Annotated in this window: 28 protein-coding genes; 14 read left to right on the top strand and 14 right to left on the bottom strand. The window is 74.7% G+C overall.

Annotation, left to right across the window (positions count from 1 at the left end; translation table 11 throughout):
- The first annotated feature begins 25 nt into the window (after nt 1-25).
- Both ACFQ9Z_RS01950 and ACFQ9Z_RS01945 read left to right on the top strand, forming a co-directional pair.
- The gene (locus ACFQ9Z_RS01950; RefSeq protein ID WP_383009612.1) at nt 26-589 is read left to right on the top strand and encodes a PadR family transcriptional regulator; all 564 of its coding nucleotides are present in this window, start codon (nt 26-28) and stop codon (nt 587-589) included.
- A 4-nt stretch (nt 590-593) separates the two neighbouring features.
- The gene (locus ACFQ9Z_RS01945; protein WP_383009610.1) at nt 594-1340 is read left to right on the top strand and encodes a class I SAM-dependent methyltransferase; all 747 of its coding nucleotides are present in this window, start codon (nt 594-596) and stop codon (nt 1338-1340) included.
- On the opposite strand, the gene ACFQ9Z_RS01940 is transcribed toward ACFQ9Z_RS01945, so the two are convergent.
- The 6 genes from ACFQ9Z_RS01940 to ACFQ9Z_RS01915 form a co-directional block, all read right to left on the bottom strand.
- A complete protein-coding gene (locus tag ACFQ9Z_RS01940) occupies nt 1310-2053 on the bottom strand; it encodes a GntR family transcriptional regulator (RefSeq protein ID WP_383009608.1) in 744 nt (247 codons plus the stop codon). The two genes, ACFQ9Z_RS01945 and ACFQ9Z_RS01940, sit on opposite strands and share 31 nt — an antisense overlap.
- A 129-nt stretch (nt 2054-2182) precedes the next feature.
- Entirely contained in the window at nt 2183-3349 is a 1167-nt protein-coding gene (locus ACFQ9Z_RS01935) for a serine hydrolase domain-containing protein (RefSeq protein WP_383009605.1), read from the bottom strand.
- Between the two features lie 146 nt (nt 3350-3495).
- A complete protein-coding gene (locus tag ACFQ9Z_RS01930; protein WP_383009603.1) occupies nt 3496-4464 on the bottom strand; it encodes an acetylxylan esterase in 969 nt (322 codons plus the stop codon).
- 205 nt (nt 4465-4669) lie between these two features.
- Nucleotides 4670-5254: a hypothetical protein gene (locus tag ACFQ9Z_RS01925; protein ID WP_383009601.1), complete on the bottom strand. Its 585-nt coding sequence runs from the start codon at nt 5252-5254 to the stop codon at nt 4670-4672.
- A 191-nt stretch (nt 5255-5445) separates the two neighbouring features.
- Nucleotides 5446-6213, bottom strand: coding sequence for a ferredoxin reductase (locus ACFQ9Z_RS01920; protein ID WP_383009599.1), 768 nt, complete (start codon nt 6211-6213; stop codon nt 5446-5448).
- The gene (locus ACFQ9Z_RS01915; protein ID WP_383009597.1) at nt 6206-6811 is read right to left on the bottom strand and encodes a sulfite oxidase-like oxidoreductase; all 606 of its coding nucleotides are present in this window, start codon (nt 6809-6811) and stop codon (nt 6206-6208) included. Before ACFQ9Z_RS01915 ends, ACFQ9Z_RS01920 begins: the two co-directional genes overlap by 8 nt.
- 169 nt (nt 6812-6980) lie before the next feature.
- Here ACFQ9Z_RS01915 and ACFQ9Z_RS01910 point away from each other — a divergent pair, with 169 nt between their 5' ends.
- Together ACFQ9Z_RS01910 and ACFQ9Z_RS01905 are read left to right on the top strand one after the other, a co-directional pair.
- Nucleotides 6981-7907 carry an NADP-dependent oxidoreductase gene (locus ACFQ9Z_RS01910; RefSeq protein WP_383009595.1) on the top strand — a complete coding sequence of 309 codons (927 nt, stop codon included), beginning with the start codon at nt 6981-6983 and terminating at the stop codon, nt 7905-7907.
- The gene (locus ACFQ9Z_RS01905) at nt 7904-8656 is read left to right on the top strand and encodes a GNAT family N-acetyltransferase (RefSeq protein ID WP_383009593.1); all 753 of its coding nucleotides are present in this window, start codon (nt 7904-7906) and stop codon (nt 8654-8656) included. Before ACFQ9Z_RS01910 ends, ACFQ9Z_RS01905 begins: the two co-directional genes overlap by 4 nt.
- Nucleotides 8657-8683: 27 nt before the next feature.
- Here ACFQ9Z_RS01905 and ACFQ9Z_RS01900 read toward each other — a convergent pair whose 3' ends face one another.
- Nucleotides 8684-9091, bottom strand: coding sequence for a MarR family winged helix-turn-helix transcriptional regulator (locus ACFQ9Z_RS01900; protein ID WP_383010291.1), 408 nt, complete (start codon nt 9089-9091; stop codon nt 8684-8686).
- Between the two features lie 423 nt (nt 9092-9514).
- Here ACFQ9Z_RS01900 and ACFQ9Z_RS01895 point away from each other — a divergent pair, with 423 nt between their 5' ends.
- Nucleotides 9515-10321 (top strand): putative protein N(5)-glutamine methyltransferase, encoded by an 807-nt coding sequence (locus ACFQ9Z_RS01895; protein WP_383009591.1) that lies wholly within the window; start codon nt 9515-9517, stop codon nt 10319-10321.
- Between the two features lie 6 nt (nt 10322-10327).
- On the opposite strand, the gene ACFQ9Z_RS01890 is transcribed toward ACFQ9Z_RS01895, so the two are convergent.
- On the bottom strand, nt 10328-12406 hold the full coding sequence (locus ACFQ9Z_RS01890; protein WP_383009589.1) for a SpoIIE family protein phosphatase: 2079 nt from the start codon (nt 12404-12406) through the stop codon (nt 10328-10330).
- A gap of 319 nt (nt 12407-12725) precedes the next feature.
- On the opposite strand from ACFQ9Z_RS01890, the gene ACFQ9Z_RS01885 reads away from it, so the two are divergent.
- The 6 genes from ACFQ9Z_RS01885 to ACFQ9Z_RS01860 all read left to right on the top strand — a co-directional run bounded on the left by ACFQ9Z_RS01885 (nt 12726) and on the right by ACFQ9Z_RS01860 (nt 17986).
- A complete protein-coding gene (locus ACFQ9Z_RS01885) occupies nt 12726-13613 on the top strand; it encodes a hypothetical protein (protein ID WP_383009587.1) in 888 nt (295 codons plus the stop codon).
- A gap of 118 nt (nt 13614-13731) precedes the next feature.
- Nucleotides 13732-14103, top strand: coding sequence for a hypothetical protein (locus tag ACFQ9Z_RS01880; RefSeq protein ID WP_383009585.1), 372 nt, complete (start codon nt 13732-13734; stop codon nt 14101-14103).
- 176 nt (nt 14104-14279) lie between these two features.
- On the top strand, nt 14280-14468 hold the full coding sequence (locus tag ACFQ9Z_RS01875; protein WP_383009583.1) for a hypothetical protein: 189 nt from the start codon (nt 14280-14282) through the stop codon (nt 14466-14468).
- Nucleotides 14469-14526: 58 nt separating this feature from the next.
- Nucleotides 14527-15090 carry a dihydrofolate reductase family protein gene (locus ACFQ9Z_RS01870; RefSeq protein ID WP_383009581.1) on the top strand — a complete coding sequence of 188 codons (564 nt, stop codon included), beginning with the start codon at nt 14527-14529 and terminating at the stop codon, nt 15088-15090.
- A 257-nt stretch (nt 15091-15347) separates the two neighbouring features.
- Nucleotides 15348-17363, top strand: coding sequence for an FAD-dependent oxidoreductase (locus ACFQ9Z_RS01865; protein WP_383009579.1), 2016 nt, complete (start codon nt 15348-15350; stop codon nt 17361-17363).
- A gap of 38 nt (nt 17364-17401) precedes the next feature.
- Complete coding sequence (locus ACFQ9Z_RS01860; RefSeq protein ID WP_383009576.1) at nt 17402-17986, top strand: PadR family transcriptional regulator; 585 nt, start codon at nt 17402-17404, stop codon at nt 17984-17986.
- A gap of 128 nt (nt 17987-18114) precedes the next feature.
- Here ACFQ9Z_RS01860 and ACFQ9Z_RS01855 read toward each other — a convergent pair whose 3' ends face one another.
- Together ACFQ9Z_RS01855 and ACFQ9Z_RS01850 are read right to left on the bottom strand one after the other, a co-directional pair.
- The gene (locus ACFQ9Z_RS01855) at nt 18115-18654 is read right to left on the bottom strand and encodes a hypothetical protein (protein WP_383009574.1); all 540 of its coding nucleotides are present in this window, start codon (nt 18652-18654) and stop codon (nt 18115-18117) included.
- A gap of 193 nt (nt 18655-18847) precedes the next feature.
- The gene (locus tag ACFQ9Z_RS01850; protein ID WP_383009572.1) at nt 18848-19831 is read right to left on the bottom strand and encodes a fibronectin type III domain-containing protein; all 984 of its coding nucleotides are present in this window, start codon (nt 19829-19831) and stop codon (nt 18848-18850) included.
- A gap of 375 nt (nt 19832-20206) precedes the next feature.
- On the opposite strand from ACFQ9Z_RS01850, the gene ACFQ9Z_RS01845 reads away from it, so the two are divergent.
- On the top strand, nt 20207-20905 hold the full coding sequence (locus ACFQ9Z_RS01845; RefSeq protein ID WP_383009570.1) for a glycoside hydrolase family 75 protein: 699 nt from the start codon (nt 20207-20209) through the stop codon (nt 20903-20905).
- 194 nt (nt 20906-21099) lie between these two features.
- On the opposite strand, the gene ACFQ9Z_RS01840 is transcribed toward ACFQ9Z_RS01845, so the two are convergent.
- Genes ACFQ9Z_RS01840 through dhaK form a run of 3 tightly spaced genes read right to left on the bottom strand, consistent with a single transcriptional unit; the run spans nt 21100 to nt 23156 of the window.
- A complete protein-coding gene (locus tag ACFQ9Z_RS01840) occupies nt 21100-21510 on the bottom strand; it encodes a PTS-dependent dihydroxyacetone kinase phosphotransferase subunit DhaM (RefSeq protein ID WP_383009568.1) in 411 nt (136 codons plus the stop codon).
- On the bottom strand, nt 21503-22117 hold the full coding sequence (dhaL, locus tag ACFQ9Z_RS01835; protein ID WP_383009566.1) for a dihydroxyacetone kinase subunit DhaL: 615 nt from the start codon (nt 22115-22117) through the stop codon (nt 21503-21505). The genes ACFQ9Z_RS01840 and dhaL overlap by 8 nt, the downstream gene beginning before the upstream one ends.
- 46 nt (nt 22118-22163) lie before the next feature.
- Nucleotides 22164-23156 (bottom strand): dihydroxyacetone kinase subunit DhaK, encoded by a 993-nt coding sequence (gene dhaK / locus ACFQ9Z_RS01830; protein WP_383009564.1) that lies wholly within the window; start codon nt 23154-23156, stop codon nt 22164-22166.
- 278 nt (nt 23157-23434) lie between these two features.
- On the opposite strand from dhaK, the gene ACFQ9Z_RS01825 reads away from it, so the two are divergent.
- Both ACFQ9Z_RS01825 and ACFQ9Z_RS01820 read left to right on the top strand, forming a co-directional pair.
- The gene (locus ACFQ9Z_RS01825; protein WP_383009562.1) at nt 23435-24304 is read left to right on the top strand and encodes an NAD(P)H-binding protein; all 870 of its coding nucleotides are present in this window, start codon (nt 23435-23437) and stop codon (nt 24302-24304) included.
- A gap of 286 nt (nt 24305-24590) precedes the next feature.
- Entirely contained in the window at nt 24591-24953 is a 363-nt protein-coding gene (locus ACFQ9Z_RS01820) for a DUF3040 domain-containing protein (protein WP_383009560.1), read from the top strand.
- A 187-nt stretch (nt 24954-25140) separates the two neighbouring features.
- Here ACFQ9Z_RS01820 and ACFQ9Z_RS01815 read toward each other — a convergent pair whose 3' ends face one another.
- Nucleotides 25141-25704, bottom strand: coding sequence for a hemerythrin domain-containing protein (locus ACFQ9Z_RS01815; protein ID WP_383009558.1), 564 nt, complete (start codon nt 25702-25704; stop codon nt 25141-25143).
- Nucleotides 25705-25746: the final 42 nt, after the last annotated feature.

Here is a 25746-nt window from a genome sequence, read left to right as displayed (position 1 = left end):
AATCACCTGCTGCTAGCGTGTCCACATGTCGCTCAAGTACGCCGTCCTGGCCGCCCTGCTGGAGGGGGAGGCCTCGGGCTACGAGCTGTCGAAGGTGTTCGACGTCTCGCTCGCGAACTTCTGGCCCGCCACCCCCCAGCAGCTCTACCGGGAGCTGGAGCGCCTCGCGCAGGACGGGCTGGTCGAGGCCCGGACGGTGCCGCAGGAGCGGCGGCCCACCAAGCGGATGTTCAGCCTCACGGAGGCGGGCCGGAGCCGGCTGCGGGCGTTCGCGGACGAACCGCCGAAGCGGCCCACGGCCGTCCGGGACGAACTCCTCATCAAGATCCAGGCCATGGACGGCGGCGATCCCTCGGTGGCCCGCGCACTCGTGGAGGAGCGCAGGGGCTGGGCCCGCGGCAAGCTCGACCGCTACGAGCGGGTGCGCGCCCGTCTCCTCGACGGGCGGACCGAGGAGGAGTACCTGCGCACCGCCGACCGGATCGGCCCGTACCTCACGCTCATGGCCGGCATCGCCTTCGAGGAGGAGAACCTGCGCTGGTGCGAACGCGTTCTGCGCGTCATCGAGCAGCGTGTGCCCCTAGGCTGAGGCGATGTTCAGCCCCGAAGGCCCCAGCCTGCGCGAACTCGCCGTCCAGGCCTTGTCGTCCGTCGAGCACGGCTACGACCTGCTGGCCCCGAAGTTCGACAGCACCCCCTTCCGCACGCCCCGCTCCGTGCTGGAGTCCGTCGCCGAGGCGCTGGGCCCGCTCGGGCCGTTCGAGGACGGCCTCGACCTGTGCTGCGGCACCGGAGCGGGCACGGAACTGCTGGCGGGGCTGTGCGGCCGGAGCGTCACCGGTGTCGACTTCAGCGCCGGCATGCTCGACGTCGCCCGCCGCCGGGAGCCGTCCGGCGGCCCGGACGTCGCCTGGGTCCGCGCCGACGCCCGGGCGCTGCCCTTCGCACCCGCCTTCGACCTGGTGGTCAGCTTCGGCGCGTTCGGCCACTTCCTGCCCCGCGAACTGCCGGGGCTCTTCCGCGGGGTCCGCTCGGTGCTGCGGCCGGGCGGCAGCTTCGCCTTCCCGCTCTTCGCGCCGCCCCGTCCCGGCAGTCCCGCGTTCTGGACGCTGCTCGGCTTCGACTCGGTGATGCGGGTGCGCAACGCCCTCTGGCGGCCGCCGTTCGTCATGTACTACCGGACCTTCCGGCTCGGCGACGTCCTCGGCGGGCTGGCCCGCGCCGGCTTCGCGGTCGGACTGCGTCCGCTGCCTGAGTTCGGCCGGCGCGGTGACGGCGCCCCGAGGGCACGTCTCGTCGTGGCCCGCGCTCAGCCGGCCGCCGGCAGCGTGAACTCGTAGACCAGCGCGTCCCGTCCGGAGTCGACCACCAGGTCGGTGATCTCCAGCGGGCGCGCGTACTGGTCGTGCACCCGGCGCGTCACCCGGACCGAGGAGGCGTCGCCGGTCTGGGAGATGGAGTCCCGGTGGTGCAGGGTGAGCCCGGCCTTGCGCATCCAGTCGTAGGCCCGGCGCAGCTCCGCCGGGGTGGCCCCGTCCGCCCGGTCGCGGTAGCGGCCCAGCTCCGCGACCTCGCTCAGCGCCACCGTGGAGAACGTTGTCACCGCCGTGCGCAGCGAGTGGCCGTCGGGCGCGGCCGACCGGTAGTGGTGCACCAGCGTCGGCCGGTGCGGGGCCAGCCCGAGCGCCCGCGCGTGCTCCGGGGACGGCGCCTCCCAGGTCACCGTCGCCCGGTCCACCGCGCACGGGTCGGCCGGCCGGGCGCCCACGGGGAAGGTGAGCGAGAGCGGGTCCTCGACCGGGCGGCCGGGCAGCGTGGCGTGGCTGCCCCGCCGGTCCGTGGCGACCTGGCCGTCACGGCGCAGCACCTCGAGCGCCTGCCGTACGGTCTCGCGGCTGACGCCGAAGTGCCGGGCGAGGTGCCGCTCGCTCGGCAGCCGGCCGCCGGGCGGGACGGTGCCGTCGTGCAGCTCGGCGAGGAGCAGAGCCGCGACCCGCCGGTACAGCGGCAGGTCGTCGGTCTGCGGGGGGTCGAGCGGGGTGGTGCGGGCCATGCCGCGCCTCCTGTTGGTGACAAGACGTAGCCGGATGGGCTCATTGCGCGACCACATCTAGCATTGGTCTAAACCACAAGGGAAGAGCGGCCTGCCGGTTCGGCCGAAACCCACCCGCCCGGCCTGTCCTCACAGGGCGCTGTAGACCGCCTTCACCAGGGCGCACTTGCGCGGGTCGTCCGCGATGTGCGGCCCCATCCGGTTCATCACGTAGCCGAGCGAGACCCCCGCCTCCGGGTCCGCGAGGCCGCAGGAACCCCCGAACCCGTCGTGTCCGAAAGCGCGCGGGTTCGGTCCGTAGGAGCCGTGCGGTCCGCTCAGCCACACCCCGAGCCCGACCTCCGTCTCACCCCCGAGGCCCGCCCCCAGCACCAGGTCGCGGCAGCGGCCCTGCCCCTCGCGCACCTGCTCGACGGCCCGCTGCGACAGGACGCGCCGGCCGCCGTGGGAGCCCCGTCCGGCGAAGACGCCGTACAGCGCGGCGACCGCACGGGCCGTGCCGTGCCCGTTGGCCGCGGGAATCTCCGCCGCCCGCCACTCGGCCGTGTTCGCCTGCGCCGCGCCCACCGGCGGATTGGCCAGGGCGGCGATCGCGGCCGGCGGCAACCGGGCGAAGGCGGCGGCCCGTTCGCCGTCGTCCCCGGACCGCGCGTGGACCAGCTCGGCCGCCCGGCCCGCCTCCTTCTCCGGCAGGCCGATCGTGAAGTCCAGCCCGAGCGGCCCGGTCACCTCCCGCTCCAGGAGTGCGCCGGGCAGCAGCCCCGACACCCGCCGCATCACCTCGCCGATCAGGAAGCCCCAGGTCAGCGCGTGGTATCCGGACCGGGTGCCCGGCTCCCACCAGGGCTCGGTGGCCGCCAGCCGCGCGGTCGTCAGCTCCCAGTCGTAGAGCTGCTCGACGGAGTGCGGCTCCCGCAGGCCGGACAGCCCGGCGCGGTGCGAGAGCAGGTCCCGCACCCGGACGTCCGCCTTACCCGCGGCCGCGAACTCCGGCCAGTACGCGGCCACCGGCCGGTCCAGGTCGAGCAGGCCCCGGTCGGCGAGCAGATGCGCGCACAGGGCCACCGGCCCCTTGGTGGTGGACCACACGTTGACGAGGGTGTCCCGCTCCCAGGGCCGGGTGCGGGCGGCGTCCGCCCAGCCGCCCCACAGATCGGCCACCGTCTCGCCGCCGACGGTCACGGTCACGGCGGCGCCCAGTTCGTCCCGCTCCCGGAAGTTCTCCTCGAACGCCTCCCGCACCGCGGTGAAGCGCGGATCGCAGTGGCCGTGAACCGGTGCCTCGTGCGCGGACATCCAGCCTCCGTCGTCGTCGCCGGGAACCCGGGACGGCGGCAGCACGGCCCGGGGCGCACCCGAACGTACCGACTGGTCGGACCGGAGGGAAGACGGCGGGCGTCGCCGGTCCGGCCCGTGCCGGCCAGGCCCGGCGCGACCGCAGGTCAGGCGTACGCGCGCAGCCAGCGCAGCTTGCGCTCCTCCTGGAACGGCCCGCCGCCCTCATGGTCGTTGAAGTCGTACACCTCGATCGCCTTGTCCTGGTGCGCCCAGGCGTTGAACGCCGCGAACACGGTCGACGGCGGGCAGGTCTGGTCCTCCAGCGCGGCCGAGAAGAGGGCCGGGGCCCGGCCGCGGGCCGCGAAGTGCACGCCGTCGAAGTAGGCCAGCGTGCGCAGCGCCTCCTCGGCCCGGCCGCGGTGCGTCTTCAGGAACAGGCCTATCTCGCGGTAGGGATGACGGTCCGTCAGCGTCGTGGCGCGCGGGAAGTCGCACAGGAACGGCACGTCGGGGGCGACCGCGACCAGGTCGGGCAGCAGACCGCCGACGGCCAGCGAGATGCCGCCGCCCTGGCTCCCGCCGGTCACGACGGTCCGCGCCGCGTCGGCGAGCGGATGCGAACGGGCCGCCTCCACCGCGCGCACGGCGTCCGTGAACACCCGGCGGTAGTAGTAGTTCTCGGGTGCGTCGATGCCCCGCGTCATGTACCCCGGGAAGGCGGGCGCGGCGCCCACCGGGTCCGCCGTGCCGCCACCGCCGCCCCAGGCGCTGCCCTGGCCGCGCGTGTCCATCACGAAGTGCGCCCGGCCCGACGACGCCCACAGCAGGTCCTGGTGCGCGAGGCCGCGCCCGCCGCCGTAACCGATGAACTCCACCACCAGCGGCAGCGGTTCCGCGGCGCCGGCGGGCAGCCGCAGCCAGCCCTTGACCGGGTGGCCTCCGAAGCCGGCGAACGTCACGTCGTACACCTGGACCGTGGACAGCCCGGTGTCCACCGGCTCGAACCGGGCGTCCAGTTCGTACCCGCGCGCCTCCTGGAGGGTCTTGTCCCAGAAGGCGTCGAAGCCCTCCGGCGCGGTGGACGCGCCGCGGTACTCGCGGAGTTCGTCGAGGGGGAGGTCGAACAGGGCCATCGGGAACCGCCTTCGCCAACGGGAGGACTGCGTCGGCTCACGGTACGAGGGTGGTCGGAGGACTGGCCAGGCCCGTTCGGGACACGGTTTCCCGATGCCCGCGCGACGATCGGTCCCTGTGCAGGTCACCGCGGTGAAAGCGGTTGCCGCCGCGGTCGGTTCACGGCGGTACGGACGGCCGAGGCGGCCGGGTCACCTCACCCGCTCAGGTGCGCGGCCGGGTCCACTTCGGGCCGGTGCGCGCCCATTCCCGCTCCCACTCGTCCATCCGGTGGCGCAGCGCCGACCGGCGCTGCACGGCGTATCCGAGGAGGACCACGGCCACCGAGCCTCCCGCCGCGCACAGGCCCACCGTGACGGTGTGCTGCCAGACCGCGACGTCGTTCGGCGGCGGGGCGACGGCGCGGCCCCGGGCGTCGAACCACACGGTCACCACGTCACCGGCCCTGCTCCCGGCGGGTACGCGGGCCACGGCGGTACGCGTACCGGCGCCTGGCTCGGTCCAGCGGACCTTGGCCTGATAGGGGTGCCCGCGGTCGCCCTCGACCGGGCGCGGCCGCCGGGACACGTCGCCGGTCAGCGTGGCGCGCACCTCGTGCCGCTCGGTCCGCAGCGCCGTCGCGCGCGACCGTGCCTGGTCGTGGGCGTACAGACCGGCCGCCACCCCGGCCAGCGGCGTGACGACGAACAGCAGGACGGCGACGACCAGGACCGTCCAGGCCTCCATGACGTCCGACCTGCGCCGCAGCGGATTGTGCCGCCAGCGCCAGCCGCGCACCCGGGTACGCATGCTCCACCTCCTCGCCGCAGCCGGAGGGCCACCGGGCCGGGGGCACCGGCGGGCCGCCCTCCGTCGCCTCCCGCGAGGCGTCCGCACCCGTCTGGTACCCCGCTACGGTGCGCCCCGCGCACGCCGCCCACCGCGAGTTCAAGCCCTCTTGGAGCCCGGCGCGGCGCGCCCCTCGCCGCCGTGCGGGCGGCTCAGCCGAAGCGCTCGATACGGATCCGCTCGACCGGCTGGCCCGCCGCGACCAGCAGCCTGGAGGCGTGCTCGGCGAAGCCGTTGGAGCCGCACACATAGGCTTCCCAGCCACCCGGAGGCTGCCCGGCCAGGAGCGGCGCCACATGGGCGGCGGCCATACGACCCACCGGCGTCCCCGCGTGGGCGCTCCGTGTGAACACGGCCGTCGTCTCCTCGCCCAGTTCCCCGGCGTAGATCAGCTCCTCGGGGCTGCGCGCCGAGACCAGCATCCGCAGCGGCACATCGAGACCCCGTGCCCGGTGGTGGCGCACCATCGACATCAGCGGCACGACGCCGGAGCCGGCGCCGAGCAGCAGGGCGGGCCGGTCGCCCGGCCAGGCGAAGAAGCCGCTCAGCGGGCCGCGCATCTCCACCGTGTCACCGGGCCGGGCCGTCGTGTGGAACCAGCCCGAGACCTCGCCGTCCCGCACGTGGTCCAGGGTCAGCTCGATGTGGCCGGAGTCGTCGGGGGCGGACGCGATCGAGTAGTGGCGCTGGGCCACGTAGCCGTCCGGCGCGGTCAGCCGCAGCAGCAGGTGCTGCCCTGGCAGGTGCCCCGCCCAGTCCGGCACCGCGAACCGGAAGGTGGCCGCGTGCGGGGTCTCGCGGCGGATCCCGGTCAGCGTGGCCGTCTGCCACACCGACGCGGCCCGCTCGCTCACCGCGATGCGCCCGGGCACGGCGAAACGCGTCGCGGGGACGCGGGCCGCGGTCACTGTCTCAGTCACCGGAGTACCGCTGCTCCTCCCAGGGGTTGCCCCGCTCGTGGTAGCCGTTGCCCTCCCAGAAGCCCGGCTCGTCGTGGTCGAGCAGCGTGATGCCGGCGATCCACTTGGCGCTCTTCCAGAAGTACAGGTGCGGCACCAGCAGCCGCGCCGGGCCGCCGTGCTCCGGCGCCAGCGGCTCGCCGTCGGACTCCCAGGCGATCCAGGCCCGCCCGCCGGTCAGATCGGCGAGCGGCAGGTTGGTGGTGTAGCCGGTGTGCGAGTAGGCGACCGCGTGGGTGGCGCCCGCGTCCGGCCGCACCGCGTCGAGGAACGCGTCCAGCGAGACGCCTCCGAAGCGCACCCCGAACTTCGACCAGCCGGTCACGCAGTGGATGTCGCCCTCGTACACCGAGGCGGGCAGCGCCCGGGCCTCCTCCCAGCCCCACGTGTGCGGCCGCTCCACCAGCCCGTCGACGCGGAAGGACCAGTCGGCGGGGGCGAGGTCCGGGGTGACCTCGGCGGACAGGACGGGCCACTCGTCCCGCGCGTCGTACTGCCCCGGCGGCAGTCCCGGATCGGTGACGCGCGGACGACCCGTGAAGCCTCGGGTGACGTTCATGGTTTCCACCGTACGCTGTCCGCGCGCGTGCTCCGCCCCAGGTCAGTACCCCGTTCGTTACAGCCGTGCGAACTCCTTCCGCGGCCGGGAATAGCCTCGGTCCGCTCCGTCTTGCCGCTGAGTGCCGGCCGGTGCGCCGGCGACGGTACGACGGAGGAGAGGACACACGATGCCCAAGGCGTACGTCTTCACGCGGTACGGCGGCCCGGAGGCCGAGGCGCTGACCGACGTGGACCGGCCGAGCCCCGGTCCGGGCGAGCTGCTGGTCGCGGTGCGCGCGGCCGGGGTGAACCCCGTCGACTGGAAGCTGCGCGAGGGCCTGCGCCGCCCCGGCGACCCCGCGGAGCGCGCCTTCCCCGCGGTGTTCGGCAACGAGGCGGCCGGCGTCGTCGAGGAGACCGGGCCGGGAGTGACCGGGTTCGCCGCGGGCGACGCCGTGTTCGGCAACACCGTCGACGGGGGGTACGCCGAGTACGCCCTGCTGAGCGCCGCCGTGACCGCGCACAAGCCGGACGGGCTGTCGTTCACCGACGCCGCCACCCTGCCGGTCGCCGCGGCCACCGCCTACGACGGCCTGAGCCAGCTCGCCCTGCCCGAGGGCGCGACGCTGCTGGTGACCGGCGCGGGCGGCGGGGTCGGCGCCGCGGCCCTGCAGCTCGCCCGCGCCTTCGGGGTGCGGGTGGTCGGCGTGGCGGGCGAGGCCAAGAAGGACTTCGTCGAGTCGCTGGGCGCCGTGCACGTGCCGGGCGGCCCGGGCCTCGCCGAACGGGTGCGCGCCGCCGCTCCCGGCGGGGTGGACGCGGTGTACGACCTGGTGGGCGGCGGCACGCTCGCCGAAGCGGCCGGCCTGCTCGCCGACCGGACGAGACTGATCACGGCGGGCGCCCCGCCCGCGCAGGCCGCCGCGCTGGGCGGCTCCCGCGTCGCCCGGGCCCGCACCGCCGCCGTGCTGGACGAGCTGGCCGACCTCGTGCTGCGCGGCGTCCTGGCCCCGCACGTCACCCGCACCTTCCCACTGGAGCGCGCGGGGGCGGCCCTGCGCGCCGTGGAGGACGGGCACGCCCAGGGGAAGATCGTCATCGAGGTGGGCGGATGAGCGCCGCGACCGGCGCGGTCCCGGAGGCGTCCGCGGCCCGGCACGTCCTCGACAATCCCGCCCTGGCCTCCCTGACCGGCCCGCACGCGCACTTCGCCGAGCGGCGCGGCCGTGTGCTGCGCTACCCGCTCGACGTGTCCCCGTGGCTGGCGATGCCCGACGACCCGGACGCGGACGACTGGGCGGACCTCGCCGCACTGGCCGGTCCGGGCGCCGAGGTGCCCCTGTCGGGCTACATCGGGGAGCTCCCGGACGGCTGGGAGGTGACCTTCTGGACGGAGGGCGTGCAGCTCGTGGACGACGGCCTGGCCGCCGCGCCGGACCCGGAGGCGGTCCGCCTCGGCCCGCGCGACGTGCCCGAGATGCTCGACCTGGTGCGGCGCACCCGGCCGGGCCCCTTCCTGGCGCGCACCGTCGAACTGGGCACCTACCTCGGCATCCGCCGCGAGGGCGCCCTGGTCGCCATGGCGGGGGAGCGGCTGCGTCCGCCGGGCTGGACCGAGATCAGCGCCGTCTGCACCGACCCGGCCCACCGGGGCGAGGGCCTGGCCGGCCGGCTGATCCGCGCCGTCGCGCACGGCGTCCGGGAGCGGGGCGAGATCCCGTTCCTGCACGCGAGCGCCCGGAACACCGGCGCCCTGCGGCTCTACGAGGCGCTCGGCTTCCGGCTGCGCCGCGGCACGGCGTTCCTCGCGGCCCGCGTGCCGGAGCGGATGACGGACGGCCGGGCGGCCATACCGGTGCCGTAGGGCCGGCAGGCGCTGCCGGGGCCGGCCCTATGCGCCGCCGGGGCCGGCCGCCGGGGCCGGCCCAGCGTTGTACCGCTCCAGGTAGCGTGCGAAACGGACCAGGTCCTCCTCGGGCCACTCGGCGAGCCGCTCCCGGAAGGCGGCCCGGCGGCTGCGCGTGACCTGGGCGAGGATCGCCCGGCCGGCCTCCGTCAGGTCCAGCACCTGGACGCGGTGGTCCTCCGGGTCGGTGCGGCGCTCGATGAGCCCCGCCCGCTCCAGCGCGGCCACCTGGCGGCTGACCGTGGACTTGTCCAGGGCGTAGTGCGCGGCCAGATCGGTGGCCCGGCAGCCGCCGCTCTCCTCCAGATGCCCGAGCAACGTGTACGACACCAGTGACAGTTCGGGATGCATCCGGCCCGCCGAGGCCCGAGCCCGGCGGGCGAAGATGGTCATCTCGCGCTGGATGGTCTCGACGGCCGTCTGCGCTGCTGCAGTCACGGAATACCTCCTGCGTTCCAGTTGCACAGTACAACTCGGGGAAGAAAGTTGCCTAGGTCAACCTTTGGCCCGCCGGGTGCCGGGACACCGAGGAAGGGGCGGAGAAAGGGGGCGAGGAAGGGGCGGAGGAAGGACCCCAGGGAGGGGCGGACGAAGGGCCCAGGAAGGGGCGGAGGAAGGGGGCCGAGGGGGCGGTGGGGGTCCGAACGGGCTGGGGTAAGGTGGCCGTCCGGTCGCGGGATGTCCGCGGCCTGACGGTTGTTGAGGAGGTGAGACCCATTACCGCTGTGTCAGCCCGGGTGCTCCCTCCCCGTGACCGCTTGCTGTGAGCGTGGGAGCGCCCTTCGGCTCCGGTTCTCCGAAAGGCTCTCGGCCCGCATGTCCTCGCTGCCCTCCCTTCCCTCCTCGTCTCCGCTCTCCCGTCCCGCAGTCGTCTCCGCGTTGCGCGCCGCCGGGTGCGTCTTCGCCGAGGAAGAGGCGGAGTTGATCCTCGGCACCGCCCGCACCCCCGCCGAACTGGCCGCGATGGTGGACCGGCGGGCCGCCGGCCTCCCGCTCGAGCACGTCGTCGGCTGGGCGCGGTTCCACGGTCTGCGGATCGCCGTGGAGCCGGGTGTCTTCGTGCCGCGCCGCCGTACCGAGTTCCTGGTCGACCAGGCCCTGGCCCAGGCCCCGGACGCCACGGTCGTGGTTGACCTGTGCTGCGGATCCGGTGCGCTCGGCGCGGCCCTGGCCGACGCGCTCGGACCCGTCGAGGTGCACGCCGCCGACATCGACCCGGCCGCGGTGCGCTGCGCCCGCCGCAACCTCGCCCCGTACGACGGCCGGGTCCACGTGGGCGACCTGTTCGACGCCCTGCCGCCCGCGCTGCGCGGCCGGGTCGGCATCCTCACCGCCAACGTGCCCTACGTTCCCAGTGCCGAGGTGCCGCTCCTCCCGGCGGAGGCCCGCGACCACGAGCCGCCGGTCGCGCTCGACGGCGGCGCGGACGGACTGGACGTTCTGCGCCGGGTGGCCGCCGCGGCCGCCGGCTGGCTGGCGCCGGGCGGCTGCCTCCTGGCCGAGACCGGCGAGCATCAGGCCCGGACAGGGGTCCAGGCGTTCGCCGACGCCGGTCTGACGGCCCGTACGGCGGCGTCCGAGGAGCTGTACGCGCACGTGGTGATCGGCGTGCGGGAGCGGTGACGCGGCCTACGGCAGCTCCTGCGCACGGGCGATGAGCAGCGCCACGTCGTCGTGGTTGTCCGGGTGGTGCAGCGTGCGCAGGAGCAGGTCGCAGGTCTCCTCCAGCGGGCGGCCGGGGTCGTCCAGCAGGGACAGCAGCAGGTCCAGGCGCTCGTCCAGCGAATGACGGCGGGTCTCGACCAGGCCGTCGGTGTAGAACACCAGCTCGTCGCCCGGCTCGAAGTCGACTGTGACGGTCGAGAACCCCACCCCGCCCACCCCCAGCGGCACCCCGGTGGGCAGGTCGAGCAGCTCCGGCGGCCGGCCCGGGCGCACCCGGGCCGGCGGCAGGTGCCCGGCGTTCGCGATCCGGCACCGGCGCAGGTGCGGGTCGTGCACGGCGTACACGCAGGTGGCGATGGAGTGGTCCAGGGCCGAGGTCGTCCTGTCCAGGTGCTCCAGCAGCATCGCCGGGTCGAGACCGAGTGACGCCAGCGTGGTGGTCGCCGTGCGCAGCCGGCCCATGGTCGCGGCCGCGCCGATGCCGCTGCCCATCACGTCGCCCACCACGAGCGCGGTCCTGCCGCCCTCCAGCGGGATGACGTCGAACCAGTCGCCGCCGACCTCGCTGGTGGCGCCCGCCGGCTGGTACCGGGAGGCCACCTCGAGGCCGGTCGTCACCGGTGGCCGGCCCGGCAGCAGGCTGCGCTGGAGGGTGAGCGCGGTGTCGCGGGCGTCCTGGTACCAGCGGGCGTTGTCGATGTGCACGGCGGCGCGGGCCGCCAGCTCACGGGCCAGCAGGACGTCGTCCTCGTCGAAGGGCGCGGGGTTGCGGGTCCGCTTGAGATCGAGGGCGCCGAGCACCTCCCCACGCGCGATCAGCGGCACGGCCAGATAGGAGTGCAGGCCCGCCCGGCCCAGCAGGGCGGCCGCCTCCGGGGAACGGGCGATCCGGGGCAGGTCCTCGTCCGCCACCCGTGACACGAGCAGCACCTCACCGGTGCGCACGCACTCGGTGACCAGCCGGTCCGGGCCGTACCGGGCGACCTGGCCGGGCGGATCGGCGGCGCCCACGGCGTCCGAGCCGTTCGCCGGGCGCACCGCGAGGGCCCGGAACACCGCCTCGTCCGAGGGGCCCAGTGTGCTGGGCCGGCCCGCCACCACCGCGTCCAGCAGATGCACGGCGGCGACGTCGGCCAGTGCCGGGACCGACACCTCGGCCAGCTCGCAGGCGGTGCGCTCCAGCTCCAGCGTGGTGCCGATCCGTGCGGAGGCGTCGGCGACGAGCGCGAGCCGGCGCCGCGCGGTCTCCGCCTCCAGCGAGGCGCGGTGCTGCTCGGTGATGTCGACGAGGGAGACGGCGACCCCGAGCACGTTGCCCGTCGCGTCCTCGAGCCGGTACAGCGACTGCGACCAGGTGCGGTCCCGGTCCGGGTCGGCAGGGGTGCGGCCGACCAGCGGCGAGTCGATGAGCGGGACGCCGGTCTCCAGCACCCGGCGGGTCGCGGCCTCCAGGGCCTCGGTGTCCAGCATCGGCAGCACGTCGCGCAGCCTGCGCCCCATGTGCTCCTCGGCCGGCACGCCGTTGTTCCGGGCCAGGGCGGGGTTGACGGTGACGAACCGCAGATCGGTGTCGAGCACGGCGAGCCCGATCGGCGACTGCTGCACCATCCGCTCGGACAGCGCCACGTCCTGCTCCAGGCGCCGCACGGTCGACTGGTCGGCGGCGAGCCCCAGCGCGTAGACGTCGCCCCGGTCGTCCAGCAGCCGCATGTTGCGGAACTCGACCAGCCTGGTGCTGCCGTCCTTGTGGCGGACCGGGAAGCCGCCGGCCCAGCTCCGGCCGGTGCGCATCACATCGGCGAACAGCCTGCCGACGAGCTCGATGTGCCGCTCGTCCACCATCAGCCGGGCGGCGTACTGGCCGAGGGCCTCCCGCGCCGAGTAGCCGAACAGCTCCTCGGCCTGCGGGCTCCACAGCACGATGCGGCCCCTGTCGTCCAGCACCACCGACGCCACGCGCAGCACGTCGAGCAGTCCGCCGGCCCGCACCGGCCCGCGCGCCGGGACGTCGCCGTCCGCCGCCGGGGCCCCGGCTGCACTCATGCCACGCACCGCCTTCGCACGATCGCGCGGCACGCCGGCCCCCGTGCCGACTCCCCTCGACCTGCCGCGCTCACTCCGATTCTCCGCGCCGTCGCACCTGTCTCCACCATCTCTCAGCCGGGCGGCGGACGTACGCCGAAGGCACCGGGCCGGCGGCGCGGACGGGGGAGGCCGTCGCCCACGGGGGCCGCGCAGGACGGTGCCCGGAGCGGGGAGAGTTCACGCTCATGTTGCTCCATTGGCCTGTACATGACCACCCGTCCGGGCCAGACTGTCCGCCGACCGAGTGCACCCACCCCCCTCCACCGAGGAGCCGGCCATGCCCGCGTCCCCCTCCGTCAGGCAACGTTGTCACGCAGCCCTCACCGGACTCGTCATCCTGGCCACCGCCGCAGTCGTGTCCCTCGCCGCGCCCGCCCCGGCCCACGCCGCGGACACCTGGACCGAGACCGGTTCCGACCGGGCCGATCCGCTCACCGAGAGCCAGGGGCTGACCTCGGTGGAGGTCCCGGCGAACAGCCCCAACCGGTACACCGGCATCGGCACCATACCGATCGGCGTCTCCAGCCGCGGCTGGAACCACGTGGGCGACCCCGACGCCTCGTACGACGGCCACTACATCGAGCCCTACCAGCGCGACTCGGGCAATTCCAAGATGTTCCGCGTGCAGGCGCCGGGCGGCGGCTGGTCGGAGTACGTCCACACGCTGAGCCCCGGCGAGGCCCTGAACAACTCCTGGGCGGCCGTCTCCCCGGACGGCCAGTGGATGCTGTCGGGCGAGTGGGGCACCATGAACCGCCTGCTGGTCTTCCCGACCCCTGGCGTGAACCCGGCCACCTCGCCCTCGGCGAACCTCCCGCAGGTCTCCGCGGTCGCCCTCGACCACGCCGTGCGCGACGTCCAGGGCTGCGACTTCTCGGGCCCCACCACCCTGCTGTGCTCCTCCGACGACCCGGACGGCTCCCTCTTCGGGATCACCAAGCCGCTGCTGCGGATCGACCTGTCGGCGGCGCCGAACGGCACGGCGGACGTCACCGGACACGTCACAGCCCTGCGCCAGCTGCCGCTGCGCAGCTCCTGCTCGGGGGCCTTCGAGGCGGAGGGTGTCGACTACGACCGCCGGACCGGGATCCTGCGCGTCATCGTCGTCTCGCCCGGCTTCTGCGTCCTCACGGACAGCAAGACGTACAAGTTCACCCGCGGCTGAGCGGGCCGGGCCTCCCGCCGCTGAGGTGTGCTCACCGGTCCGTGGTGCTTTGCTGAGGATGGACGCGGTTCGGCGGGGTACCCCGTTCCACCGCAGCGCGGCCAGGAAAGGAGCGATCATGGAGAACACGGACCAGTCGCACCAGGAGACCGTCTCGGTGGAGATCAGCGGCTCCAAGGAGGACGCACGCCTCGTATTCGACGCTCTGAACAGTTGTTTCGCGTCGGACCGGGCGCCCGACGAGATTCCGAGGCAGCTCGACGAGGTCCGTCCGATGGTGTGGCTCGGCACGTACGACGTCGCGGACACCCGCGGGTCCGGCTGTCCGCCCGTCCACCTCGACTCGTCCATCCTCGCGGACGTCCAGGGCAGCTACTGGGCCGTGGACCGGTTCCGCAAGACGCTGGACTCCATGTTCACCGTCGAGGAGACCTGCACGGCCTCCGGCGACCAGGAACGGGACCTGCACCTGCGGCTGGCGAGCCGCTGACGGCCTCCGGCGGGACCCGGAGGACGGGACAGGACCCGCGGCGCCCCGGCCGGCTCCATGCCGGCCGGGGCGCCTTCGCGTCCGCGCGAAACGGGGCGCCGGTGAGAAGGGCCCGCACCAGCAGCGAACGAGGGGCGTCACGTCCGGCGACGTGCGGCGGGGGCACCCTCGGCGACATGACGGGCGACGGCATCGCCCGCGCCGCCGCCGGTTCGGCCGGCACTTCCGGCAGCGCCGGGTCGTCGATCGCGGCGAAGGGGCCGGGCGTGCGGCAGCCGGAGCGCGCCCGCGCTTCCGAGTCCGGTCACCTGTTCGTGCGGTGCTTACTGCGGCAGCGTGGTGCGGCAGTGTGGCCTGACCGGTGATTTTTCCGCGCCGTGCTGGTCTGTACGCCGACCACCGACTCCCGGGAGGCACGACGCCATGCGGAAACTGACCTTTGCCATGAACATGAGCCTGGACGGCTACATCGCCGCGCCCGGCGACGACCTCGGCTGGAGCGTGCCGGGCGACGAGCTGTTCCAGTGGTGGTCCGACCGGGTGGGCGCGACGGCCCTGGCGCTGTACGGGCGCAAGCTGTGGGAGACGATGAGCTCCCACTGGCCGACCGCCGACGAGCAGCCGGGTGCCACTCCGGCGGCCATCGAGTACGCCGGCCGCTGGCGGGACATGCCGAAGGCGGTGTTCTCCTCCACGACCAGCACGGTCGACTGGAACACCCGTCTGGTCACCGGCGACGCGGTCACCGAGATCACCAGGCTCAAGGGCGACGGCGACGGCCCCATGGACATCGGCGGTGCCACACTCGCCGCGGCGGCCATGCGGGCCGGGCTGATCGACGAGTACGCGATCGTCACCCATCCGGTCCTGGTGGGCGGCGGCACGCCGTTCTTCACAGCCCTGGACGAATGGGTGAACCTGAGCCTGGTGGAGACCCGGACGTTTCCCGACGGCGTGGTCCTGACCAGGTACGAGACCAAGCGCTGAGCGCTCGACGTCGGGTGGGCGCGGGCTCCGAGGCGTCCGAGGATCTCTCGGCGCTGTGTTCCGGGGCGATCGTGGTACCGGCCGTACCGCGTACAGAACTCGTCGTCCGGGTCCGAAGGGGCACGCGCCACGGTTGTCGGTCGTCACCGGCACCCGGAAGTGTCCGGGCTCACCTCCGCCTGTTTATGCAACTAGTTGCACTAAGGGTCGCGCGTCCTCTACAACAAGAGGCGACCGCACCCTGCACGGAGGCCCCGATGAGCCGTTACCCCCACCTGATGTCCCCGCTCGACCTGGGCTTCACCACGCTGCCCAACCGCGTGCTCATGGGCTCCATGCACGTCGGCCTTGAGGAGGCCGAGCGCGGCTTCGAGCGGATGGCGGCCTTCTACGCGGCCCGCGCACGCGGCGGAGTGGGCCTCATCGTCACCGGCGGCATCGCGCCCAACGACGAGGGCCGGCCCTACGAGGGCGGCGCCAGGCTCACCACCGAGGCGGAGGCCGAGCAGCACCGCACCGTCACCGCGGCCGTGCACCGCGAGGGCGGCCGGATCGCCATGCAGATCCTGCACTTCGGCCGGTACGCCTACCACCGGGACCTGGTCGCCCCGAGCCCCGTGCAGGCCCCCATCAGCCCCTTCGCGCCGCGCGAGCTGAGCGACGCCGAGGTCGAGCGGACCGTCGAGGACTACGCCCGCGCCGCCCGCCTGGCCCGGCGGGCCGGATACGACGGCGTCGAGATCATGGGCTCCGAGGGCTATCTGATCAACGAGTTCACCGCCGCCCAGACCAACCACCGCACGGACCGCTGGGGCGGCTCGTACGAGAACCGGATGCGCTTCCCCGTCGAGATCGTCAGGCGGGTGCGCGAGGCCGTCGGCGAGGACTTCATCATCATCTACCGGCTGTCCATGCTGGACCTGGTCCCGGGCGGCTCCTCCCTGGACGAGGTCGTCACCCTCGCCAGGGCCGTCGAGGCCGCCGGGGCGACGATCATCAACACCGGCATCGGCTGGCACGAGGCGCGCATCCCCACCATCGCCACCTCGGTGCCGCGCGGCGCCTACACCTGGGTCACCAGGAGGCTGATGGGCGAGGTGTCCGTCCCGCTGGTCACCACCAACCGCATCAACACCCCCGAGCTGGCGGAGGAACTGCTCGCCGGCGGCGCCGCGGACATGGTCTCCATGGCCCGCCCGATGCTCGCCGACCCCGACTTCGTCGCAAAGGCCGCCGCCGGGCAGCCCGAGGCCATCAACACCTGCATCGGCTGCAACCAGGCCTGCCTCGACCACACCTTCAGCGGGCAGATCACCTCCTGCCTGGTCAACCCGCGCGCCTGCCACGAGACCGAGCTGGTGCTCTCCCCGACCCGGCTGGCCAAGCGGGTCGCGGTCGTCGGCGCCGGACCGGCCGGACTCGCCTGCGCCGCCAGCGCCGCCGAACGCGGCCACTCGGTCACCCTGTTCGACGCCGCCGACGAGATCGGCGGCCAGCTCAACGTGGCCCGCAGGGTCCCGGGCAAGCAGGAGTTCGACGAGACGCTGCGCTACTTCCGCCACCAGCTCGACGAGCACGGCGTCGACGTACGGCTCGGCGCCTGGGTCACCCCGGCGGACCTCGACGGCTACGACGAGGTCGTCGTCGCCACCGGCGTCACCCCGCGCGTCCCCGACATCCCCGGCGTCGACCACCCCCGCGTCCTCGGCTACCTCGACGTGCTGCGGGACGGCGCCCCCGTCGGCGACCGGGTGGCCGTCCTCGGCGCCGGCGGCATCGGCTTCGACGTCGCCGAGTACCTCACCGACGGCGGCGACGGCGCCGGCGAGGATGCGGAGACCTACTTCCGCAACTGGGGCGTCGACATGGACTACCGGGCGCCGGGCGGCCTCACCGCCCCGCGGCGGTCCGCCCCGCCCCGCACGGTCCACCTGCTGCAGCGCAAGAGCACCAAGGTCGGCGCCGGACTGGGCAAGACGACCGGCTGGATCCACCGCACCGAACTGAAGCACCGGGGCGTCACCATGGTCCCGGGCGTGCGCTACGACCGGATCGACGACGCCGGACTGCACATCACCGTCGGCGGGGAGAGCACCGTCCTCGAGGTCGACACGGTGGTGCTGTGCACCGGCCAGGAACCGCGCCGGGACCTGTACGAGGAACTGGTCGCCGCGGGCCGCAGCGCCCACCTGATCGGCGGCGCGGACGTCGCGGCCGAACTGGACGCCAAGCGGGCCGTGAAGCAGGGCACCGAGCTGGCGGCGGCACTGTAGGGGCCGGGGGGCCCGGCGCGCGTCCCTAGGATGAGCCCATGTCACTCCCGCACGCCATCCTCACCGCCCTGCTGGAGAAGCCGTCGTCGGGCCTGGAGCTGACCCGCCGGTTCGACCTGTCGATCGGCTACTTCTGGTCCGCGACGCACCAGCAGATCTACCGCGAGCTGGGCAGGCTCGAGGGGGAGGGGTTCATCCGCGCGCTGCCGGCCGAACAGCCGGTGCGCGGGCAGAAGAAGAGCTACGAGGTGCTGCCCGCGGGCCGCGCCGAACTGGCCCGCTGGACCGCCGAGTCCCAGGACCCCAGGCCGCACCGGGACGCCCTGTTCCTGCGGCTGCGCGCGGCCGCGGTCGTCGGCACGGCGGGCCTCGAGGCCGAGCTGGGCCGCCATCTGGAGCTGCACCGACGGCAGTTGGCGGAGTACGAGGAGATCGAGGTGCGCGACTTCCCGCCCGGCCGGGACACCCCCGAGGACCGGTTGCGCCACCTCGTCCTGCGGGCCGGCATCGATCTGGAGACCTTCTGGACGCAGTGGCTCGGCCGGGCGCTGGCCGAGTTCGCCGAACTCGCCGGCCCCGCGGGCGAGAACGGCACACGGCCGGCGGACGGCACGTCCCGCTGAGCGGCGGCGCCGGCCGCGGGGCCGGACAGGGGCTTGCGGCCGGAACCGGCCGTGCGCGGGGGCCGGCCGCGCGGACGGGGCCGCCGTGCGCAGGGGCCGACGTGCGAGGGGCCGCGCCGAACGCCGGCTCAGAACCGGTAGGGCTTCGAACTGCGGCGCAGGAACCAGACCGTGGCGGCCGCGGCGCCCGTCACCAGGGTCGCGCCGATGCCCAGGGTGACCGGGCCGTAGTCCTGGGCGGCGCCGCCGAGGCCGCCCTGCACTCCGCGCGACGGCGCGGGCGAGTACGTCGAGGAGACCGTGGGCGCGCCGGGCGCGGAGACGATCACGGACTGGGTGCCGGCGGTCGTGCCGTTGGAGCACCTAACGACCACCGTGTACGTCCCGGGGCTCACTCCCGACCACGCGGCGGACTGGCTGACGGTGGTGCCGGACAGGGCGACCTGCCGCCCCTGGGCGAAGTTCGCCTGGCGGCTGCTGATGAGCGAGGCATTGCCCCAGCTGCCGTTGGTCTGGGTGCAGGCGCTGGTGACGACCGAGACCGTGGAACCGGTGGTGCTCACCGATATGCCGGAGGCCGCGGCCGACGGCCCGGCGAGTGAGGCCGGAAGCGCGGCGGCGGCCGCCAGGGTCAGACCGGAGCGGAGGCGGAGTCGGGAGTTGCGCATTGGCTGGCCCTCCGGCGGCACGGTTGGCGGTACGTCCCATGCGCCGCCTGGGGTCGGGAAACGTCCGTGCTGCCTCAACGGCAGCCAACGCGGCCCCGGTCCCCGCCGCACTCGTACCGCGCCCAGTCGGGTGACCGGTACCCCGTCCGGCGTGCCCCGGCGCGCACCGCGCGCCGCGGTGCCCTACGGCCCGTCAGCCCCCGGCCCTGCCGCCGAGGACGACCGTCCGCTCGGCCGAGAAGCCGCCCCAGGTGCCGTCCGGCAGCCGCGCCCCGAGCCGTACCCGGTGCCGCTCGCCCGCCTTCCGCCCGGCGAAGAAGCTGTAGTGCGCGCGGCCGCGCGGCGGCTCGCCGCCCCACACCAGGGAGGTGGCCGTGGCGCCGTCGAGCTGGATGCGGTACTCGGTGACCACCCCGTCCACGGCCGGCGGGTCCCACGACAGGTCGAAGTAGTACGCCCCGCCGGCCCGGTGGCTCGAGGCGGTGAAGGCGGTCGGCGCGGTGTCCCGGCCGTCGCCGGCGCCCGGCGTGGTGACGCGGACCGGCGCGCTCGCGGGGGACAGGTTGTCGGCCGCGTCGCGGGCCCGCACGGTGAAGACGTAGCGCGTGCCCGGGCGCAGCCCGGTGACCACGGCCGCGCTCTGGCCGCCGCCGACGCTGTGGATCCTGGCGCCGCCCTGCTCTATCTCGTAGGACACCACGCCCCGGTCGTCCCGGGAGGCCGACCAGGAGAGCTGGACCGCGCGGCTGCCGGCCGCACGCCCGGCGGGCCCGCCGGGGCGGGTCGGCGCCGAACGGTCGGCAGCCGTGGCGGCCGGGGTCCGCGCCCGCACCGCCCGGCTCGGCGGCCCGAGGCGGCCGTCCGTGTCCCGGGCCCGGACGGTGAAGGCGTACACGGTGGACGGCCTGAGCCTGGTGACGTCCACCATGTGCTGTGAGCCCGGTACTTCGCCGGCCTTCGTCCGGCCGCGGTACACCTCGTAGACGCGCACCCCGGAGCCGCCCGTCACCGCGTTCCACATCACGTGCACGCTGGAGGCGCTGCCGGCCGCCGCGGTGACGCCCGTCGGGGCGCCGGGCGCCCGGCCGCCGTCGTCCTCCGCCCCGCCCCAGCCGCAGGAGGCGACCAGTAGGAGCGCCGCGGGGACCAGCAAGGGCGGAAGGGGAACGCGTCGCACGGCTCTGCCTCCCGGGTACGGCGCCACAGCAAAGGTCCGGACCAATATGGCCTGACGGTGCGGGCGTGGCAAGGGGGCCGTGCCGGTGCCGCGCGGGTGCTGCTCATGCTGTTCACCCCGACTGAACTGCCGCATGGTGCCGACCGGTTGGCGTCGACGGCGCGGACGCGCCAGCGACGCCGGACCCGCGCCCGCGCGGGCGGCCGGGGGGTCGGGACCCATAGTGATTTCCCACTCTCCGGCCCCATTCGGCTTTTCATCCGACGAACGCGTCAAGGCGCTGCTCCATCCGGACCCAAAGGAGTGTCGCACTCGCCGATTGGTGCCGTTTTAGGCATGGTGTCCGGAATGTTCCCGAGGAGAGGGTTCCCCAGAGTGCGTGTCCAGACGCTGACGCTGGCCGCGGCCGGTGCCGCCCTGCTCGCCCCGACAACGCCGCCTGCCGCGGCCGTCCCGCCCCGGGAGAGACCACCGGCGGCGCGGGGCGAGGGCGCCGTGACCGCCGCCGACCTGCTGGACCGGGTGCGCACCTGCGACCGGGTCTCCCGGGGCCGGTACCGCACCGACGACGCCTCGTCGGCGAAGGTGCCGGTGTGCGGCACCCGCGGGGCGGTGTTCTGGAAGGCGGACCTGGACATCGACTGCGACGGGCGGCCCACCGCCCGCTGCAACCGCCGCACGGACCCGCTGTTCACGGCCGCCACCGCCTACCAGCAGTCCGACGGCCGTCATCTGAACGCCGCGTCCCTGCCCTACATCGTGCTGCCGGTCCCGAGCCGCATCTGGGACCACCGCGACTACGGCATCCGCGGCGGCTCCGTGGCGGCGGTGATCTACCGGGACCGGGTGCAGTACGCGGTCGTCGGCGACGCGGGCCCGCGCGACATCATCGGCGAGGCCTCCTACGCCACCGCCCGCGGCCTCGGCATCCACGCCGACCCGATCAGCGGCGGGGCGGCCTCCGGCGTCACGTACATCGTCTTCAAGGACTCGCACGTCACCCCGATCGAGAACCCCCGTGCGGCGGTGCAGGCGGGCGAGCGCCTGGCCCGCCGCTTCGTCGAACCCGACTGAGCACCGCCCCGCGGGCGCCCGGAGCGGGTGCCGCTCCGGGCACCTGCGAGCGGGCGGCGGCCCACCGGTCACGGCCGACGGCGGGCCTGTGCCGTCGGCGGCCCGCGCCGGCGGCCGTTCGCCGGACCGTGCCGTCGGCGGCGGCCCGCCGGCGTCAGGGTGCCGGCGCCGCTGTCGGACCTCCGGGCCGGGGCTCACACCTTCCGGTAGCTGTACGCCTCCGTCGCCGCCGCCTCGACCGCGTCCAGGTCGGCGCCCGTGGCCGCCGTGACCACCGCGGCGACCGCGCCCTCCACGAACGGGGCGTCCACCAGGCGTGCTCCGTCCGGGAGTTCGTCGCCCTCTGCGAGCAGTGCCTTCACGGTGAGCACCGCGCTGCCGAGGTCGGTGAGGAGGGCGACACCCGCACCCCGGTCCACGGCCGCGGCCGCGGCGGAGATCAGCTCGGCACTGGTGCCGAGCCCGCCGCCCTCGGTACCGCCCGCCGGGGCGACCGGCACCGCCGTGGCGCCGCCCGCCAGGCCCTTCGCCAGCTCGGCGACGGAGGCCGCGACCTCCGCGCTGTGCGACACCAGCACGACCCCCACCAGCTTCTCGTCACTCATCGCGGGCCTCCCCGCCGGTCGCTTCCCCGAGTGCGGCGATCAGCAGCGCCGAGGACGTGGCGCCCGGGTCCTGGTGGCCGATGCTGCGCTCGCCGAGGTAACTGGCCCGGCCCTTGCGGGCCTGCAGCGGGATGGTGGCCACCGCACCCTCCTCGGCGGCGGAGCGCGCCGCGGCGAACCCGTCGCCGAGCGCGTCCACCGCCGGGACCAGCGCGTCGATCATGGTCTTGTCGCCGGGTGCCGCCTTGCCGAGCGTCATCACCCCGTCCACGCCCGCCCGCAGCGCCTCGGCGAGTTGCCCCTCGCTCACCTCGGCGGCGTCCCCGAGCGCCTTGCCGGTCCGGCGCAGCAGGGTGCCGTACAGCGGCCCGGACGCCCCGCCGACCGTCGAGATCAGCAGCCGGCCGGCCAGGACGAGCACGGCCCCGGGAGTGTCCGGCGCCTCCTTCTCCAGGGCGGCCGTGACCGCCGTGAACCCGCGCTGCATGTTGCTGCCGTGGTCGGCGTCGCCGATGGCCGAGTCGAGGGCGGTGAGCCGCTCCGCCTCCCGGTCGACCGAGGCGGCGGCCGCGGTCATCCAACGGCGGAAGAATTCGGCGTCGAGCACTGGATCTCCTTGCGTGGTAGGGAGGCCGGCCGCTTCGGCCGGCCGGTCACATCCCCCAGCGCAGCCCTGGGGTCTTGACCGGCGCGTCCCACAGCCGCAGCAGTTCCTCGTCGACCTGGCACAGTGTCACCGAGGCGCCCGCCATGTCGAGGGCGGTGACGTAGTTGCCGACGAGGGTGCGGGCCACGGTCACGCCCCGTTCGGTGAGCACCCGCTGCACCTCGGCGTTGAAGCCGTACAGCTCCAGCAGCGGGGTGGCGCCCATGCCGTTGACCAGGACGAGCACGGGGTTGCGCGGGGGCATGTCCTCCAGGATGGCGTGCACCGCGAAGTCGGCGATCTCCCCGGAGGTCATCATCGCCCGCCGCTCCCGGCCGGGCTCGCCGTGGATGCCGACGCCCAACTCCAGCTCCCCGTCCGGCAGATCGAAGGTGGGGCTGCCCTTCGCCGGGGTGGTGCAGGCGCTGAGCGCCACACCGAAGCTGCGCGCGTTCTCGTTCACCTGGCGTGCGATGGCCTCCACCCGCTCCAGGGGCTGGCCCTCGGCAGCGGCGGCGCCCGCGATCTTCTCGACGAACAGCGTCGCGCCGGTGCCGCGCCGCCCGGCCGTGTACAGGCTGTCGGTCACCGCCACGTCGTCGTTGACCAGCACCTTCGCGACCTGGATGCCCTCGTCCTCGGCGAGTTCCGCGGCCATGTCGAAGTTGAGCACGTCACCGGTGTAGTTCTTCACGACGAACAGCACGCCGGCCCCGCTGTCGACGGCCGCCGCGGCCCGCGCCATCTGGTCCGGCACCGGCGAGGTGAACACCTCTCCCGGGCAGGCCGCCGAGAGCATGCCCGGACCGACGAACCCGCCGTGCAGCGGCTCGTGCCCCGACCCGCCGCCCGAGACCAGCGCGACCTGACCTGCCACGGGGGCGTCCCGGCGCACGATCACCCGGTTCTCCACGTCCACGGTCAGCTCCGGATGGGCGGCCGCCATACCCCGCAGCGCGTCCGCCACGACGGTCTCGGGGACGTTGATCAGCATCCTCATGGGGGTCTCCTCCGGAGCTCGGGGCTGGGGCTCAGGGACTGCGTCTGCTCAGGTCACCGGCGCTGAGAACGGTTTCCGGCCCGGGCGGTCCGGCACGTCCGGGGCGGGGCCGCCCGTCTACTGGAAGTATCGGCCCTGGCGAAGCGGAGGTCACCTCCAGGTACGCCTCCTTCACGGTGTGTAATGCCCTGTCACTCCAGGTGCGCGTCGGCAAAAGGAGACAACAGGTGTCCGGATCGGCTCGTAGCGTCGCGGCGGAAGCCACGAAAGGACGAGGCATGCGTATCGCAGTCACGACGCCGACCGGGAACGTCGGGCGCCACGTCGTCGCCATGCTCCTGCGGGCCGGGATCCGCCCGCGGGTACTGGCACGCGACCCCGGCCGGCTCGACCCCGGGATCCGGCGCGAGGTGGACGCCGTCGCGGTGGACCAGCGCGACGCGGAGGCGGCCGTCGCCGCCACCGCCGGCGTCGACGCCCTGTTCTGGGTCGACCCCCCGTCGGCCGGCCCGGATCCTCTCGCGGACTACGCCGCGGCCACGAAGAGCGTCGCGAGCGCCGTCGCGGCCAACGGCATCGCCCGGACGGTCTTCCTGAGCAGCGTCGGGGCGGAGAAGCGCCGCGGCGCCGGGGAGATCGACGGCCTCGCGGGAACCGAACTCGCGCTGGACGCCCTCGGCGCCACGGTCGCGCACCTGCGCTGCGGCTACTTCTTCACCAACCTGGAGTTCGAGCTCGACGCCATCCGGGCCGGCGTGATCCCCGTGGTCCTGCCCCTCGACCTGCCGCTGGCGTGGGTCGCGCCGCGCGACGTCGCGGAGGTCGCCGTGGCGCGGCTGCTGTCGGGCGGCTGGTCCGGACGCAGTGTCCAGGCCGTCCACGGCCCGGCCGACCTCACCTGGCCGCAGGCGGCCGGCGTCGTGTCGGCCGCCACCGGCCGCCCGTTGCGCGTGGAGCGCGTCGGCGACGACGAGATGCGGGGTCTGCTGCGCCTGTCCGGGATGGCGGACGGCGTGGTGGAGGCGGTCATGGGGATGTCGACCGGGCTGCGGAACGGCTTCGTGCCGGAGCAGCCCCGGACCCTGCGCAGCACCACCCCCACCACGCTGGGCTCGTGGGCCTACGACGCCCTCCGCCCCCGGCTGTGAGGGCGGGCGGCGCGTCGTGCGGGGCGTGCTCGGCCGGTCCGTGCGGCGGGCCGGAGCGTGCTCGGCCGGTCCGTGCGGCGGCCCGGAGCGTGCTCGGCCGGTCCGTGCGGCGGGCCGGAGCGTGCTCGGCCGGTCCGTGCGGCGGCCCGGAGCGTGCTCGGCCGGTCCGTGCGGCGGCCCGGTCCGTGCGGCGGCCGCTTCGGGGCGGCCGCACGGGGAACTCGGCCCCGGCATGAGCCCGGAAGAGGGGGCGGGCCGTCGGCCGGTGCGAGGAGGTGCCGTTTCCGTGGACGACTGGGAGACCCCCGAGGACGTAAGGCTCTCGCCGCGCGAGCGGCTCGCGCTGCTGGAGATCGAGGCCAACCTGCGGCAGGACCGCCGGCTCGCCCACCGCATGCACGCCGCCGCGCGCCGGATGGTGGACCGCCGCGGCACCCGCAGCCGGCGGGGCGTGTGGCTGCCGCTGTCCGTCCTCCTGCTGCTCGTGGCGTCCGCCTTCACGGCCGTCGTGGGGGCTCGCACGCTGCAACCCGCGCCGCTGTGGTGCTTCGCCCTGCTGTGGCCGCTCACCCTGATCCAGGGCTTCCGGCTGCTGTGCCGGATCACCCGCCGTGCGCGGCCCGGCCGCCGGTTCACCCGGTGGCTGTGACTCGGCCGTCGGCTCCGACCGGCCGCTGCCCGGGCCGCCGGGGCCATGGACCGCGCCCCGGAGGCCCGGGGCCGCGGACCGGCGGCGGATCACGGTCCTGCGGCACGGCCGACCTCCTGTGCCCGCCGCCCCCCGGAGGGGCGGCGGGCACAGGAGGTCACGACCGGGCCGGCTGCGGTGAGCCTGCTCAGCTGTCCTTCCCGCGCCCCGACATCGCGTCCCGCAGCCGGTCCACCATGCCCGCGCCGGGCGCCAGCAGCTTGTTGGCCGGGGGCTTGTCCGGAGCCATCGGGTGCGGGCGGGTCGGCGCGGTCTTCTTGGCCTTGCGCACCTTCTCGCCCAGCTCGTTCAGCGCCTCCGGCGAACAGGCCGCCTGGAGCCGCGGGAAGAGGTTCTGCTCCTCGTCGGCCACGTGCGAGCGGATCTCGCTCATCAGGCGGGTGATGAGCGTGTCGAACTTCGGGTCGTCCGCGCCGAGGCCCTCCAGGTCCTTCATGATCCTCTCGGCCTCGGCATGGTCCTCGAGTTCCTTGTCCGCCAGGGCGTCCCCGCCCTCGACGTGCTTGCGCACCGCCGGGTAGAGGTAGGCCTCCTCGGCCACCGAGTGACGTACCAGTTCGATGGTGGCCTGGTCGGCCAGCGTCTTGCGTTCCTCGCTGCCCGGCGGCAGCGCCTCGATCCGGCCGAAGATCTCCTCGACCTCCCGGTGATCCGTCGTCAGCTCCTGGACGACGTTTCCGCCGTGACCCATGTCGTTACCTCCTCGGGATACGTGCGGGGCCGTGCGCGGCCG

Origin of the sequence: Streptomyces sp. NPDC056580 (assembly GCF_042793175.1) — a bacterium.
In the GTDB taxonomy this organism is placed as follows: Bacteria; Actinomycetota; Actinomycetes; order Streptomycetales; family Streptomycetaceae; genus Streptomyces.
This window is presented reverse-complemented; position numbering and strand designations above follow the sequence as displayed.